Annotated in this window: 14 protein-coding genes; 5 read left to right on the forward strand and 9 right to left on the reverse strand. The window is 51.8% G+C overall.

Annotation, left to right across the window (positions count from 1 at the left end; translation table 11 throughout):
• The first annotated feature begins 86 nt into the window (after nucleotides 1–86).
• The gene (locus HZU75_RS14335; protein ID WP_180306685.1) at nucleotides 87–719 is read left to right on the forward strand and encodes a 3'-5' exonuclease; all 633 of its coding nucleotides are present in this window, start codon (nucleotides 87–89) and stop codon (nucleotides 717–719) included.
• Here the strand turns inward: HZU75_RS14335 and HZU75_RS14340 are convergent.
• Nucleotides 716–898, reverse strand: a complete 183-nt coding sequence (locus HZU75_RS14340) for a hypothetical protein (RefSeq protein ID WP_180306686.1) — start codon at nucleotides 896–898, stop codon at nucleotides 716–718. The genes HZU75_RS14335 and HZU75_RS14340 overlap by 4 nt on opposite strands.
• Nucleotides 899–1100: 202 nt before the next feature.
• Between HZU75_RS14340 and HZU75_RS14345 the strand changes: the two genes are divergently transcribed.
• A complete protein-coding gene (locus HZU75_RS14345) occupies nucleotides 1101–2381 on the forward strand; it encodes a voltage-gated chloride channel family protein (protein ID WP_180306687.1) in 1281 nt (426 codons plus the stop codon).
• A gap of 37 nt (nucleotides 2382–2418) precedes the next feature.
• Here the strand turns inward: HZU75_RS14345 and HZU75_RS14350 are convergent, their stop codons facing one another.
• The 6 genes from HZU75_RS14350 to cysG all read right to left on the reverse strand — a co-directional run bounded on the left by HZU75_RS14350 (nucleotide 2419) and on the right by cysG (nucleotide 9789).
• A complete protein-coding gene (locus HZU75_RS14350) occupies nucleotides 2419–3177 on the reverse strand; it encodes a sulfite exporter TauE/SafE family protein (RefSeq protein WP_180306688.1) in 759 nt (252 codons plus the stop codon).
• Between the two features lie 9 nt (nucleotides 3178–3186).
• The gene (locus tag HZU75_RS14355; RefSeq protein ID WP_180306689.1) at nucleotides 3187–4767 is read right to left on the reverse strand and encodes a DHA2 family efflux MFS transporter permease subunit; all 1581 of its coding nucleotides are present in this window, start codon (nucleotides 4765–4767) and stop codon (nucleotides 3187–3189) included.
• Nucleotides 4764–5867: an HlyD family secretion protein gene (locus HZU75_RS14360; protein ID WP_180306690.1), complete on the reverse strand. Its 1104-nt coding sequence runs from the start codon at nucleotides 5865–5867 to the stop codon at nucleotides 4764–4766. The genes HZU75_RS14355 and HZU75_RS14360 overlap by 4 nt, the downstream gene beginning before the upstream one ends.
• Nucleotides 5864–6499, reverse strand: coding sequence for a TetR/AcrR family transcriptional regulator (locus tag HZU75_RS14365; RefSeq protein ID WP_180306691.1), 636 nt, complete (start codon nucleotides 6497–6499; stop codon nucleotides 5864–5866). The genes HZU75_RS14360 and HZU75_RS14365 overlap by 4 nt, the downstream gene beginning before the upstream one ends.
• A 178-nt stretch (nucleotides 6500–6677) precedes the next feature.
• Nucleotides 6678–8102, reverse strand: a complete 1425-nt coding sequence (locus HZU75_RS14370; protein WP_180306692.1) for an erythromycin esterase family protein — start codon at nucleotides 8100–8102, stop codon at nucleotides 6678–6680.
• A gap of 292 nt (nucleotides 8103–8394) precedes the next feature.
• Complete coding sequence (gene cysG, locus HZU75_RS14375) at nucleotides 8395–9789, reverse strand: siroheme synthase CysG (protein ID WP_180306693.1); 1395 nt, start codon at nucleotides 9787–9789, stop codon at nucleotides 8395–8397.
• Between the two features lie 238 nt (nucleotides 9790–10027).
• Between cysG and HZU75_RS14380 the strand changes: the two genes are divergently transcribed.
• The 3 genes from HZU75_RS14380 to msrQ all read left to right on the forward strand — a co-directional run bounded on the left by HZU75_RS14380 (nucleotide 10028) and on the right by msrQ (nucleotide 12043).
• Nucleotides 10028–10348: a c-type cytochrome gene (locus tag HZU75_RS14380; protein WP_228028085.1), complete on the forward strand. Its 321-nt coding sequence runs from the start codon at nucleotides 10028–10030 to the stop codon at nucleotides 10346–10348.
• A gap of 130 nt (nucleotides 10349–10478) precedes the next feature.
• Nucleotides 10479–11393, forward strand: a complete 915-nt coding sequence (gene msrP / locus HZU75_RS14385) for a protein-methionine-sulfoxide reductase catalytic subunit MsrP (RefSeq protein ID WP_180306694.1) — start codon at nucleotides 10479–10481, stop codon at nucleotides 11391–11393.
• A gap of 65 nt (nucleotides 11394–11458) precedes the next feature.
• The gene (gene msrQ, locus HZU75_RS14390) at nucleotides 11459–12043 is read left to right on the forward strand and encodes a protein-methionine-sulfoxide reductase heme-binding subunit MsrQ (RefSeq protein ID WP_180306695.1); all 585 of its coding nucleotides are present in this window, start codon (nucleotides 11459–11461) and stop codon (nucleotides 12041–12043) included.
• Between the two features lie 15 nt (nucleotides 12044–12058).
• On the opposite strand, the gene HZU75_RS14395 is transcribed toward msrQ, so the two are convergent.
• Together HZU75_RS14395 and HZU75_RS14400 are read right to left on the reverse strand one after the other, a co-directional pair.
• Entirely contained in the window at nucleotides 12059–13681 is a 1623-nt protein-coding gene (locus HZU75_RS14395; RefSeq protein WP_180306696.1) for a cyclic-di-GMP receptor FimW-related protein, read from the reverse strand.
• Nucleotides 13678–14094, reverse strand: coding sequence for an HIT family protein (locus HZU75_RS14400; RefSeq protein ID WP_180306697.1), 417 nt, complete (start codon nucleotides 14092–14094; stop codon nucleotides 13678–13680). The genes HZU75_RS14395 and HZU75_RS14400 overlap by 4 nt, the downstream gene beginning before the upstream one ends.
• Nucleotides 14095–14372: the final 278 nt, after the last annotated feature.

Consider the following 14372-nt stretch of genomic DNA (forward strand, 5'->3'; position numbering starts at 1 on the left):
GTGAATATACCCAGCAGCTGTTCTGCGTATGCAGATCACGCGTATACTGCGCGGCTGCTTTTGAAATTTGAACCCAAGACTATTGCATGCGTCACTACCCACCAAGTAAAGAGCAAGCGGCCTTATTTCCTCCCTTTGCGGGTTTGGAGTTGTCGGCCATTGTGGTTCCACAAACCGCAGCCGAGTTAGCTGTTGCGCGTGCAGATTTATTAGCACAGCGGTTTGTCGGTTTTGATACCGAATCAAAGCCCGTTTTTCGCGTCGGTGAGGTGCCAAGTGGGCCACATGTGGTGCAACTAGCAACCATGCAGCGCGGCTACATCTTCCAGCTGAGCAATGCAGCAGCATGCGCAACAGTGGGTGAACTGCTGAGTAATCAGGATTTGGTTAAGGTGGGGTTCGGCCTGCAATCGGATCGCGCCGATATACGCCGTAATTTAGGGGTGGAGTTGGCGGCCGTATTTGATCTGGATGTGATTTTTCGCCGCCACGGCTACAGTGCAACTTTGGGTGCAAAAAGCGCGGTTGCATTGATTTTGCGTCAGCGCTTCAGTAAATCAAAACGCGTCAGTACCTCGAACTGGGCCAGTGCCAAACTGCAGGATAATCAATTGCTGTATGCCGCAAACGACGCGTATGCGGCCATTCAAATTTTTAATGCTCTCAAGCTGAGCACCGCCGAATTACGCCAATATGGTTTATGGCGCGATCCTGCTTAAAACCGCACTGAACGCGCCCAACTTTTCAGTACCAGCCTTGCTAGCGCGTCATCTGCAAGGTGAGCCAAATCATGCGGCAGCAGGTCTGGCTGATAGCGCTCAATCTCGGTAGCACACCATGCGCGCTGCTCGGCATTCATCGGGGCGAGGGCGTGTTTGGGGCTGGCAAAATGGCGCATGGCAATTTCCTCGTCGCTGCAATCGCACGGTGCGCAGGTTTTTTGCCCATGACAGCTGAGCTGAAGGTCGGAGAAGCAGTTTGGCATCCACAAATTATGCCCGGAGTGTTGTCGCGGGTAACGATCTAGATCAAGCTTGCTTACCTGTCAGGAGTCCGCCAAGTGCTAGAATAGCCCTGATCCCATCCTACTGCGTCTTGCCATGTCGCCCAATCATTCATCATTGCACTATTACCGCACTATTTTGCATGACTTATTGCTGTGGCTACCGCTGGCCTCGCTTGTTGGGGTTTTAGGGGGAAGCGCTGCTGCAGGTTTTCTGTGGGCGCTAGTTTGGGTTACGGACATCCGCGTGGCGCATCCACAGCTGATCTGGGGTTTGCCGATTGCGGGCTTTGTGGTTGGTTGGCTGTACTTGCGCTTTGGCAAAGAGGTTGAGGCGGGTAACAATCTGTTGATCGACGAGATCCACAATCCCAAAGCAGTAATTCCGCTGCGAATGGCTCCGCTGGTGTTGTTTGGTACGCTGGTTTCGCATTTATTCGGCGCTTCGGTTGGCCGCGAAGGTACGGCGGTGCAGATGGGCGGAGCGCTGGCAGACCAGCTCACGCTGATCACACGGCGTAATCAGAACGATCGGCGTGTCTTGCTGATGGCTGGGATTAGCGCGGGTTTTGCTGGCGTGTTTGGCACACCGATGGCGGGCGCAGTGTTTGGCGTGGAAGTGCTGGCATTGGGCATGATGCGCAATAACGCGCTGCTGCCGTGTCTGATCGCCGCGTTTGTCGCTGATTTTACCGTCAGCGTGCTGGGTGGATTTTTGGGTGTGCACCACACGCATTACAGCGTAGGTGCTGTGCCTGAATTTAGTTTGTGGCTGGGTTTGCTGGTGCTGATTGCGGGTGCCATTTTTGGCGGAGCCGGTAAATTATTTGCCGATAGTACGCATTGGCTGGGTAAGCAGTTCAAACGCATTCGCTATGCGCCACTGCGGCCAGTACTAGGTGGGAGTATCTTGGCGCTGGTGGTGATGGGCTTTGGTGCCGAGCGCTACATTGGTCTTGGTATCCCAGTTATTGTCGAGGCATTTACCCAGCCTCTGAGCTGGGCTGATGCGCCGTTGAAACTGCTGTTTACGGTGTTTTCCTTGGGCGCAGGTTTTAAGGGCGGCGAAGTGACTCCGCTGTTCTTCATCGGCGCAACGCTGGGTAATGCACTGGCGCCCGTTTTGGATCTGCCATTTCCCTTACTCGCCGGGCTGGGATTTGTCGCCGTATTTGCCGGCGCCACCAATACCCCGCTGGCGTGCACCTTGATGGCTATCGAGCTATTCGGCGCACCGATTGCACCTTTTGCGCTACTGGCCTGCACGATGGCGCACTTGTGCTCGGGTTATAGCGGCATTTACAAAGCCCAGCGCATGGGCTCAGGCAAGGGCAGGCCGATAGCCGCTGAGCAAGCAAAATCACGGCTTGGTTCTTAGGCTCCACGTTGATTAACAGGCTAAATTGTTCGGCAATTTAAACCAGCCATTGTTGATAAATTAGTTTCGCTAGTAGCACCACCGCCAAAGCCAGAAACAACCGCCTTATCCAAGTGTTCCCGCCCCGTAAAGCTAACTGGCTGCCCACTTGCGCGCCTGCGATATTGGCAATCGCCATCGGAATGGCATAACTAAAAAGCACCAATTTAGCCGGAATAAAAAAGACCAAAGCGGCAGCGTTGGTCGTCACATTGACGACTTTGGCGCAGGTGGTTGCACGCAGAAAATCAAAGTGAAAAAAACGGACAAATAGAAAAACCAGAAACGAACCGGTACCGGGGCCGAAAAAACCATCATAAAAACCGATGAGCGCGCCCAAGAGCATCCCCATGGCGACATCTTTCCGGCTTAACTCCCTGTTGGCATCCACATGGCCCAGAGTCGGTCGCCGCCAAGTGTAAATCAGCATAATGGCCAGCAGCGCGATAATCAGCGGGCGAATCAAATCACTGGGTAATAAGTCGGTGATGCGTGCGCCAATCAGCGAGCCGATGAACGCGGTGGCTGCCGTCGGCAAGATCACTTTCCAGGGTATACGAATGCGACGAAGGTAATTAAAGGCAGCTGAGGTGGTACCCCATATTGAAGCAAATTTATTACTGCCCAGCAGCGCACTAGGTGCTTCGTGCGGCAGCATGGCAAACAGGCCCGGAATCTGGATCAATCCACCACCCCCAACTGCGGCATCAACGAGCCCAGCGATAAACGCAATCGGGATTAGGTATAGATATTCCACGCCGCATTCCTAATGCAAAGCATCTGCCGAGGCCTTAACCTTGGTTTTCTTCATAAATGCCAAGAGCGGCAATACAGAAATCATCGCAAAACCAAACAGCATAAACAGATGTTCGTAGGCGAGCATCAGAGCTTGTTTATTCACAATTTGCATCATCAAGGCATTCGCGGCCTGCTCGGCCGCAGCCGCTGGCGTGCCGCTGCCCAGCAGCATGTTTTTTAGTCCCGCCAAACGCTCCATCGCCGTGTCGCTGCCCAGATTTTCCAGTAACACATCGGTATTGATGTGCGCGAATTTGGTCGCAAATGTCGCCGACAAAGCAATACCGACGCTACCGCCGAGCTGGCGCGTCAGGTTGTAAAGCCCGGTTGCGCTGCCGATCTGGCTCGGTGCCAAATTGGCCATCGACAGACTATTGAGCGGCATGAAAATCATCCCCAAGCCAATGCCGCGCACAATCAGCGGCAGCATAAAATCGCTGATGCCCGATTGTGTGGTGAAGTGATGATGCATCCACATCGAATACAAAAAGATACTCGCGCCCAGCGTAATCAACAGCCGTGGCGGCATGCCGCGATCGACTAATTTAGCCGAAATCGGCATCGTTAAGCCCGAGGCCAACGCTGACGGCAGAATCAGCAGACCCGTTTGCCACGCCGTGTAGCCCATCAGCGTTTGAGCGTAGACCGGAAAAATAAACACGGTAGAAAACAGCGATGCGCCGAGCAAAAAGGTAATCGCCAGCCCCGCCGAAAATTGCCCGTCTTTGCACACGCGCAGATCAACCAGCGGGTGGTCGTGCTCCAGTTGGCGAATGATAAACGCACCAATCGCACCAATGCTGAGCACCGTGTAGGTGACGATTTCCCACGAATCAAACCATTCCAGTTTTTCGCCGCGTTCAAGCAATAATTGCAGCGCGCCAATGCCGCTGGCCATCAGCAACAGGCCAAAAAAGTCGATGTGTGTCACCGCCTTTCGCAACTTGGAATCGGGTACATACAGCAGCGTGAGCAGCAGCGCGGCCAAGCCCAGTGGCAGATTAATGTAGAAAATCCACGGCCAACTGTATTGATCGGTTAGCCAGCCGCCAACGGTCGGCCCCAGCATCGGCCCGAGCATAATGCCCATGCCGAAAATCGCCATTGCCGTGCCCATTTCTTTGGCGGGGAATACTTCAAACAGCGTCATTTGCGCGGTTGCAATCAGCCCGCCGCCGCCCAAGCCTTGCACAATGCGCCAGAACACCATTTCCGGCAGCGACGTGGAATTGCCGCAGGCAATCGACGCGACTATAAACAGCGCAATCGATAGCACCAGATAATTGCGGCGGCCAAATAAATTGCCTAAAAAGCCCGAAATTGGCAGCACGATGACATTGGCCACGACATAGCCAATCGACACCCAGGTAATTTCATCCAGCGTCGCACCCAAGCTACCCATCATGTGCGGGATCGCGACATTGACAATGCTGGTATCGAGCAACTCGAGCACGCAAGCGAGCGTCACCGTCATTGCAATAATGTAGCGATGCTGGTGGATGCTCGTGTCGTCAGTCGAGCGCGATAGGGAAGGGAGGATGGATTTCATTTCAATTCAACAGTCACATCCACCGACATGCCCGGGCGAATATTGGCGTTCGCTGGCAGCGGATCGAGCTTGATTTTGACCGGTACGCGCTGCACGACTTTGGTGAAATTGCCCGTCGCATTGTCGGGCGGCAACAAGGTAAAGCGGGCACCCGTTGCACCGCTAAATGAATCAACCACGCCACTGATTTTCAAATCGCTATTAGCATCAAGCTTGATGTCGGCTTTCTGCCCCGGGCGAATTTTGCTGATTTCGGTTTCTTTGAAATTGGCCACCACCCATAGATCGCCATCTTGCACCATATACATCAGCGTTTGCCCAGCTTGAATCATTTGGCCTTCGCCGACGTTTTTCTTGCTGATAATGCCGGCCGTAGGCGCTTTGACTTGCGTATCGATGAGCTGATTTTTAGCCAAGGCCAATTGCGCTTCGGCGGCCAGTGTTTTGGCTTCGGCCGATTTGAGCCCTGCGCTTGAAACGGCCACTTGCTGGCGCGCCGCATTACTTTGTTCGGCGCTGGCGTGTTGCTGTGCGGTTAGCGTTTGTACTTTGGCTTCCGCCACATCCAGTGCGGTTTGCGCCGCGTCGAGTTGGGACTGGCTGACCATTTTTTGTGCGGCGAGTTCTTTGGCGCGCTGCAAATCATTGCGCGCTTTGCTGGCATTGGCGCGCGCTTCGGCAATCGCCAATTGGGCTGCTTGGCCTTGCGCGGCGGCCGCCGCGGCATTGGCGCTGGCGGCGCTGATTTGCGCTAAAGCTTGCCCTGATTGGCCGCTTTGCCCTGACACGCTTTGTGCATTACGCCAATCAGCTTCGGCTAACGCCACGCGCACGATGTAATCGCGCGGGTCGATTTCAACCAGCGTGCTACCGGGGGCAACGTGATGGTTGTCTTCAACTTTAACTGATTTGACATAACCGCCCACACGCGCCGAAATCGGCACAATATGCGCTTCAACTTGGGCGTTGTCGGTGCTGACATGCCCGCTTGACCACCAGATGCGGTAGCCTATCGTGGCGGCGGCAAGGCCTAAAATTAATACCAAAATTAAGCGGCCTTTGGCCTGTTTTTTGGGCGTGTTTTCGATCACTTCACTCATTCTTTACTCTCCGCTGTAGCTCTGAGGCCGCGCAATAAAACGTCAATTTGAATTTCGGCATAGGTCATCAAATCGAGCGGCTGCGCGTCCAGATGACCGTAAGTGTGGCGATAGATATTGGCGAGAAAAATCGGTGCGATAATAATGCGGGGCATATGCTCCAAATCCATTTCTCTGAATTCTTTGATGGCAATACCCTCGGCTAGTATCTGCCGAATGACGCGATGCATCGGCTGCACAACTTCGTCGTTATAAAAGGCGGCCAGCTCGGGGAAATTACCGGCTTCGGCAATCATTAATTTTGAAATACTGCCATTACAGTCATTCAAGGCTTGCGCCATGCCGCGCAGTACATGCGCCAAACAATCGGCGCGACTGCCATTAAATTGCGTTACGGCCTCTTTCATCCGTGCCAAATTGGGCAAAACCCGATCCTGCACCACGGCTTTGAATAGTGCTTCCTTGCTCGGGAAATACAGATACACCGTGCCCTTGGTGACGCCCGCTGCGGTGGCGACCTCATCGATTTTGGTCGCGGAAAAGCCTTTTTGATGAAATAGCTGCAAGGCGGCTTCAATAATTTCGCTGGGGCGGGCTTCTTTGCGGCGTAAATTGCGCGGTGCTTCGGCCATACACTGGACTCTTTAAATAACTGACTGGTTAGTTATTTAATCGCGAGGCAGAAAACTTGTCAATTGATGTGTGAGATAAAGCGAGCAGAAACGATTAGCGGTAGTACTAAGACTACCGCTAATTGAGCCGATACCTACGCTGATAAATGTCAGCGACATTCATTAAGTGGGCGTATTTCTATGGCATGGGCACGGTTGGATAATTGCCTTTCACCGCAGGAACCGCGAGCGGATAGACAAACAATCCATTGATATTATCGCCCAGCAGGTAACCGTTGCTATTTGGATCAGCCAAGATTTGGGCTTTAATACCCGCATCGTTAGGCTGGCTAATAAATGCTTGAGTTAACCCTAATTTCTCCAGAGAAAGCTGCACATAGTCTTTGAGCCCTTGAACAGCAAAGGTGCCTGTCCCTTCAAACTGACTCACTTTGCCTGCCAGTGGCGTGTGTTTGACGGCATAAAAATTCCTCCCAAGTGCTTCTGCAACATAGGCTCCAGCACTGATTGGCCTAGTGACGTCACTGCCGTCATTTTTACAGGTACTTGGATAAGAAGTCTTGCCGTCGGCCTTGATCAAATCATCAAAGTCGCACTTTAACATCCGATTGTTGGCGCCGTGGCCTGTATTGGACCACATGATGATTTTCTTATTGGGGTACAGTTGCTGGATTACCCACAAAGCGTTTGCCCCCATCACTGGTTCGCGCGGATCGCCAAACAGTGGTTTGTTTTGTGCCAGCATTGTTTGTCGCTGCGCGGCGGCTACTAAGCCTTTAACTTGTAAGCACCACCAGCTGGCTGTTTCGCGCTGGCTTGGCCCCATGGCTGGATCGCTGCAAATTTCATTCTGAATTTGCGCGGCCACAGCATAAAAAGTGGCTTTGTTTTGTTGGCCCGATGTTAGTGCGGCAGCTTGTTGGCCCATGGTGGCAAAATCCGCCCAATTCGCTTGCTGTGGAATAGTGGAATGGCGGCTATCAAGGAAGGTTTTTAGCGCAGGGATGATTTCGTTAATCGATACATCGCCCCCTGCCGGTTCATCAAAGCCCGCCAGAATCAAAGGGCGGCTTGCTGTTTTTTGTTGGTCGATATATTGGAATACTTTACGGGCCGCCTCATCCTTGGAATACATGAAGAAAATTCGCCCGGGAGCCAATGCCGTGACTGAGGCATTTTGAGTTGTTGCTGCACGCCAAACCGCTTCAACGTCAAACAGGGCACTTTCAATCAATAAAACATCAAAGCCTTTCTTTTGATGCAAATATTGTACTTCGCGATTCATTAATTCAAACGAAGTAGCATCGCCATGCGTATCTTCGGTGAGCGACACCACGCGTGCATCGCCTATGGCATCACCAAAAGCCTTCAGATCGGCAAAATCATCATTGGCTTGAGCAACTGTATTTTGAAAGGGGGCTGCCGAAGCTTGCACCCAGTTGTAGACGCTGCGCGGAATTGATACCGCCACTGTGTAGCCATTGAAAGGGAAAGTGGCTTTGATTGAATCATCGGCCGCACTGGTATTCGTTGTGCTGCCACCGCCGCCCCCACAGCCATTTAGTGCCGCAACTAGACTGAGCGTCATTATTTTTTTGAACATTGCACTGACTCCATCCTTTTTATGAGTGGAAATTGTAAGCTTTATGTTTTTAAGTTTGAACGCAATTTATGTTTTTGTGGTGTTTGTGTGTAATTGTGGTGTAAATAAAAATTACTATCGATTATCTATCGATTGATTGGGCTTGCTTGCCAGCAAACTATACGTATCTGGCTGTGGGCCAGAGTAAATCGCAGCGCCGTAGCCGGCACATCGAATCGCAACATGGACTCAAATAAGTTAAAGCTGAACTGGCAAACACTGTGCTGAGTTTGCCGCGTAGCTTGAGCATATGCTACAGCTGTCGCCAGTTTAGTTGCTCGTGCAGTTTCACCACGTCGCCAATAATCAGCAAGGCGGGCGGTTTAATTTGCGCTGCGCTGATTTGCTCGGCCAGATTGCTCAAATTGGCGATCACAACGCGCTGCTGTGGGGTTGTTGCCCGTTCAATAATCGCGACAGGGGTATCGGCAGATCGACCATGCGCAATCAGCTGCTCAGCAATATACCCAGCTTGCGCAACGCCCATATAGACGACCACTGTTTCACTCGGGTTAACCAAACGCGCCCAATCAAGTTCGAGTTTATCGGCGTCGCTCTCGGTCGCGCGGCGATGGCCGGTGACAAAGGTGACCGATTGGGCGTAATCGCGATGCGTCAGCGGAATACCGGCGTAGCACGATGCGCCTGCCGCTGAGGTAATGCCTGGGACCACTTCAAACGCAATCTCGGCCGCCGCCAGCTCGGCAATTTCTTCGCCGCCACGACCAAAAATAAATGGATCGCCGCCTTTCAGACGCAGCACTTTTTTACCTTCCTGCGCCAAACGGACCAGCAGCAAATTGATTTCTTCTTGCGGCAGCGCGTGATTGCTAGCTTTTTTGCCGACGTAAATGCGCTCGGCATCACGGCGTACCAGCTCCATGATTTCTTTGGAAACCAGATTATCGTAAACGACGACATCGGCTTGCTGCATTAGGCGCAGCGCGCGGAAAGTGAGTAGATCAGGGTTGCCCGGGCCGCTACCGACTAAATATACCGCCCCACGTATTGGTTGCTGCCCCTTTTCTAATGCCTCTGTCAGAGCAATACGTGCGGTTTCAACTTGGCCAGAGAATACTTGATCGGGAATTGGCCCCGCGAGTACGTTTTCCCAGAATTCGCGCCGTGCGGCGGTATCGGGTAATTTTTCTTTGGCCAAAACGCGCAAATCGCTGCCCAATTTGGCTAAATCGCCCCAGCCGTGCGGGATCATTGCTTCGAGTTGGGCGCGCAAATGTCGCGCCAAAACCGGTACGCCGCCGCCCGTTGAGAGCGCAATCGTCAATGGCGCGCGATCGACAATTGCCGGTGTGATAAAGCGGCTGTGTGCCGGATCATCGACCGAGTTCACCAAAATACCCGCCGCTTCGCAGGCGGCAAACACGGCTTGATTGACGCTGGCGTGATCGGTGGCGGCAATGACGAGGCGTTGCCCTGCGATATGGGAGAGCGAAAACTCAGCAGGGCGCCAATGTACTTTGCCGTGTTTGACCATTTCGCGCATTTCATCGCACAGCACCGGTGATACCACGGTGATATCCGCGCCCGCTGACGCTAGCAGCCGCATCTTGCGCACTGCGATATCGCCCCCGCCGACAATCATGCAGGGCTGCTGTTTGAGATTTACGAAAAGTGGAAAGTAATCCATTGGAATTGCCTTAAATGCAGTCATCAAAACGATTAAATTGCGTCACGCAGTGTGCGACGTAGCCAGCTTACATTGAGCAAGGTTGCTATTGTCGCTTGCTTTGGCTGATTTGCGTATGCAAATTCACATGGTTTTTTGATTTAAGTCGATTGCTCTGCGCAAAATATGTGCCATGCTCCAATGGCGGCCATTCGGCCTGCCTTGCTTGAAAGTCATGCGTAATAATTTGGAGAAGAACATGAAGCTACGGATGCAATGCTTGAGCGTCGCTTTAATCGCGGGAGGTTTACTGAGTGGTGCTGCTCATGCGGCAGGTATCGAAGACACCATGAAGGCGAAAAGCTGTTTTGCCTGTCATGCGGCAGATAAAAAATTAGTCGGCCCAGCTTATAAAGATGTGGCTGCTAAGTACAAAGCAGATAAAGGCGCAGTGAGCAAACTGGCGAGCAAAATTCAAAAAGGTGGGGCAGGGGTATGGGGTGCGGTGCCAATGCCAGCCAATGCAGTGACCGAGGCGGAAGCCAAGCAAATGGCTGAGTGGGTTCTGAAAGTAAAATAAGCAGCTACGCGTTGGCCTGATTAAAACCCTAGTTTAAGCTAGGGTTTTTTATTTTGGAGATCGGTGTTAGATTCAAACTCAAGGTTCGACTAAGCCTTATTAGCTGCCGTACTACTGGAGATTGAACACCATGTTGATTCGCCGACCTAGCGATGTGTTGCCCTCTGAAATAACACCTCGCGATGTATTTCTCAATCGTCGCCAGTTTATGGCCACAGCGGCTGGGAGTGCTTTGCTCGCAGGCGAAGCAGTTGCGGCACTTAAAACAGTGCCAAGCCGGTATTCGGCGAGCGAAAAGCCCAATAGCCTGAAAGAAATTACTTCTTATAACAATTTTTACGAATTTGGTACGAGTAAAGAAGACCCTGCGGCCAATGCGGGCCGCCTTAAAACCAAGCCGTGGCAGATTGTGGTAGAGGGTGAAGCGGGCAAGCCACGCATCTTCGGGTTAGAGGATTTACTCAAGTTAGCGCCGTTGGAGGAGCGTATCTATCGCCTGCGCTGTGTAGAAGGCTGGTCCATGGTCATACCTTGGGTGGGTATTCCATTATCAAGTTTACTAAAGCAAGTGGCTCCCACCGGTAATGCCAAATTTGTCTCGTTCGAAACCTTGAATGACCCAAAACAAATGCCTGGTTTACTCACGCGTGTACTTGATTGGCCTTACCGCGAGGGTTTACGTATGGATGAGGCGATGCATCCGTTAACAATTTTGGCCGTTGGCTTATATGGCGAAGTGTTGCCCAATCAGAATGGTGCCCCAGTACGCTTAGTGGTGCCGTGGAAATACGGCTTTAAAAGTATTAAGTCGGTCGTGCAGATTCGCCTGCAAGCTCAACAACCGCAAACCAGTTGGAATCAAGCCGCACCTGAAGAATATGGTTTTTATTCCAATGTGAATCCGGCAGTGGCCCACCCGCGCTGGAGTCAGGCCAGCGAGCGACGTATTGGTGAATTTTTCAAACGCAAAACACTGCCGTTTAATGGTTATGCCGATCAAGTAGCCAGTCTGTATCAAGGTATGGATCTGAAAAAATATTTCTAATTGGGTATGTCGTTGAATGCATTGTTGTGTTTCTTTTTCATGTAAATACATGATGGGAGTATTGCTTGTTGAAGTTGCTACGTAATAGCTGGCTGTGGTTTGCTGTGGCGCTAGTTCCTTTGTTGCGAGCGGTTTATCTGCTTGCTGCGGGCGAGCTTGTGAACCCGATTGAATTTATTACTCGCTCTAGCGGTACCTGGACTTTGGTGTTTTTAATGCTGACCTTGAGCATAACACCATTGCGCCAGCTGAGCGGCTGGGCGGGCTGGCTTGCTTATCGGCGTATGCTGGGGCTCTACGCATTTTTTTATGCCTGTTTGCACCTGCTGACTTATCTTTGGTTGGATCAGTTCTTTGATTGGGCTGCAATTGTGGCCGATATTCTAAAGCGGCCATTTATTACCTTAGGTGTATTGGCTTTTACGCTGTTAATCCCGTTGGCGCTGACCTCAACTCAAGGAATGATGCGTCGCTTAAAGCGACGTTGGGGGCAATTGCATCGTGCGATTTATCTGATTGCTTTGCTGGGGGTGGTGCATTACTGGTGGCTGGTGAAAAAAGATCTCACCCAGCCCATTATTTATGCTTGTGTGTTGAGTGTATTGCTTGGCTGGCGTGTATATAAGCGACTCCAGCGTCAGCGGAGCTAGTCGCCTGCGTAGCGTTTACAAACCACCTGAAGGTACAAAATGTACACGTTCGTAATCGACGCCACGTCCAAGCAGGCTAACCAGTCGAATCCGGTTGAGTTGATGCCCATCCCAATAATCAAGTAGGCGCCCCTGCCGGAACCAGCCTGGGGGCAGCAGCAGGGTAGCGGGTGATTTTAGCGCGGGCAGTGCGCCTAACATCACTACTTTGGTGAAATCGCCCTGCCCAAACCGTGCCGCATCTTGCGCCCGGATGCAGGCTGCTTCTGGCATGCCAGGTAATAACTCAATCCCTATTTCACGTTGATCGTGGGTTTCTGCTAACCAGCGTACTTGCCCCAGTAGCTGCGTTTTACCATCGGCCAGCATCATTAATTGATGCAATTGGATCCGTTGTTGCCCATCACGCGCACGCTGTAGGCAAATGCCTTGAGCCGTTTCGTTATTAATCTGCCATTGCTGGGTTTCGATCACATTCACTGGCATGGCACTGCTGCGGGCACTGGTTTGCCCGAACATTCTGATTTGCATCAGCTCGGTGCTGCTCATGTATTGTTCAGTTTGGGGCGGCGGTGCAAAGTTGTTTTTGGCTAGCCAAAAATGCAGATTGCTGAGGCCTGTGCCGGCTTCCAGATAGCGTTGGCTTTCGCGGCGGGGTAAGGCTCGTTCGGTCGGGTGCTCGCACCAAGCACGATAGAGATCGCGCAATAGTTCTTCAGCAGTCTGCGGGCTCAATTCTGTGCCCAAGCCGATTTTGTCGGGCATTTCGCCCATGCGCAGTAGTTTGATACGCTTGATAATCACTTGCGCCAAGCTATAGGTATCAATTTCCAATTCACTATCATAGCGTTCGCCTTGGCGGCGCATCGGGCTCGATGGCGCTTGTAAATCAATATAAAGCGCAGGGCGGTTAGGCAAGGTTTGAGCGATGGGGCTCAATGAGCTGCGAGTTGCCAGAATCTCTAGTCGATTATTCAGCCAGATTTGTTGCTTGAACGTGTATTGGTGAGGATTCGCTGCACTAAATAGCAGAGCATGCAGAAAAATAGATTCCGGTGTGGTCACGCCACTGATTTGAATCAGGCTATCGCGTGCTTTGAGCTTTTCAATGTGCTGAGCCTTGGCTAGCTCGTAGTAAGCAAAAATTTGCCGCCATTGCGCCTCACTAGGTTTGCGATAGATATGAGCAAGGTGGCAATGCTGCTTGCAGCTGTAATACAACGTGCGTTCTGCCAGTAAAGGCAAAAATTCGGTGATTCCAATTTCGTTATTACATGCAGCATGCCAACCACGAGCATATGTGGTTTCCATGCATAGCCACAATCGATCTACTGCATCCCACAACGCTTGCTCTTCTGTGCTAAGTGGCAACGGTTTATTGATCAATTTACTGATAATTGCGTCTTGCAGAGTGTGTACGGACTCGCGAAACTGCTCAATGATTTTGAGGCTTTCGAGGGCCGCGAGTCTGCTTTGATTCAGTTGCGCGATGGCTTGGCTGATTTCATCATGTGCCACTGGCACATTGATCATTGGCAATAGCTTTAGCCAGTCACGCGCACTGCGTACGTCGTGAAATGGCGGGATGGCTGAACCGCCAAGGTCGGGCAGAGCGCGCTGAATCAATACTTCAATCATGGCGTTAATTGCTCAAGTTGTTGGCGTAATTGGCTAAGTTGTGTTGGGGTTAGTGTATGTGTATTACGGTTTGGCGCCGCCGTGGCCCAAATGGGCGCAGGGAAGTGCAAATCATCTAGCCAGCGCGGGATAATGTGCCAGTGCACATGCGGGACGACATTGCCCAAGCTGGCCACATTAATTTTAGTGGGTTGTAGCGTGTTGCGCACGATAGTTTCAACCGCCCATACAATTTCCATTAGCGCCTGACGTTGAGCGGCGGGCAGATCAGTCATCTCCGCAGCATGCTGCTGCAAAATAACACGACAAAACCCCGGGTACTCTGGCTCGTCTGCTAATACAACCCGCGCTAATTCATTTTGCCAAACGATTTCGCCGCCAGCGTTTTGGCACAGTGGGCAATTGATGCTCATGAAGTTTCCGTGACTAAATAATCTTCTGATTATATTACGAGAGCAGGCCTTGACTAGCGGATTCTGCCATGCGGGTTTCATATTGGGTGAGCAAGGTTACAAGCGTGTGCTGCGGTACTTGCAGATGGCGTAGGTATTACAGGGGTGAGTGCCGATTGCTTAGATTTATCAATGGCTTGGCTAAGCCGGGTTGTCAAATATTAGCGCTTGGCCCGGAGGAGCTTGTTACAAAATAAAATGGGCATGATTGTTGAAAATCATGCCCATTGCGTTGTTGT

Source organism: Chitinibacter fontanus (assembly GCF_013423785.1).
Lineage (GTDB): Bacteria > Pseudomonadota > Gammaproteobacteria > Burkholderiales > Chitinibacteraceae > Chitinibacter > Chitinibacter fontanus.

Coding starts and splice junctions, on each gene's coding strand:
- HZU75_RS14335 (WP_180306685.1), top strand. CDS start 87: ATGCGTCACTACCCACCAAGTAAAGAGCAAGCGGCCTTATTTCCTCCC.
- HZU75_RS14340 (WP_180306686.1), bottom strand. CDS start 898: ATGCGCCATTTTGCCAGCCCCAAACACGCCCTCGCCCCGATGAATGCC.
- HZU75_RS14345 (WP_180306687.1), top strand. CDS start 1,101: ATGTCGCCCAATCATTCATCATTGCACTATTACCGCACTATTTTGCAT.
- HZU75_RS14355 (WP_180306689.1), bottom strand. CDS start 4,767: ATGAAATCCATCCTCCCTTCCCTATCGCGCTCGACTGACGACACGAGC.
- HZU75_RS14360 (WP_180306690.1), bottom strand. CDS start 5,867: ATGAGTGAAGTGATCGAAAACACGCCCAAAAAACAGGCCAAAGGCCGC.
- HZU75_RS14365 (WP_180306691.1), bottom strand. CDS start 6,499: ATGGCCGAAGCACCGCGCAATTTACGCCGCAAAGAAGCCCGCCCCAGC.
- HZU75_RS14370 (WP_180306692.1), bottom strand. CDS start 8,102: ATGTTCAAAAAAATAATGACGCTCAGTCTAGTTGCGGCACTAAATGGC.
- cysG (WP_180306693.1), bottom strand. CDS start 9,789: ATGGATTACTTTCCACTTTTCGTAAATCTCAAACAGCAGCCCTGCATG.
- HZU75_RS14380 (WP_228028085.1), top strand. CDS start 10,028: ATGAAGCTACGGATGCAATGCTTGAGCGTCGCTTTAATCGCGGGAGGT.
- msrP (WP_180306694.1), top strand. CDS start 10,479: ATGTTGATTCGCCGACCTAGCGATGTGTTGCCCTCTGAAATAACACCT.
- HZU75_RS14395 (WP_180306696.1), bottom strand. CDS start 13,681: ATGATTGAAGTATTGATTCAGCGCGCTCTGCCCGACCTTGGCGGTTCA.
- HZU75_RS14400 (WP_180306697.1), bottom strand. CDS start 14,094: ATGAGCATCAATTGCCCACTGTGCCAAAACGCTGGCGGCGAAATCGTT.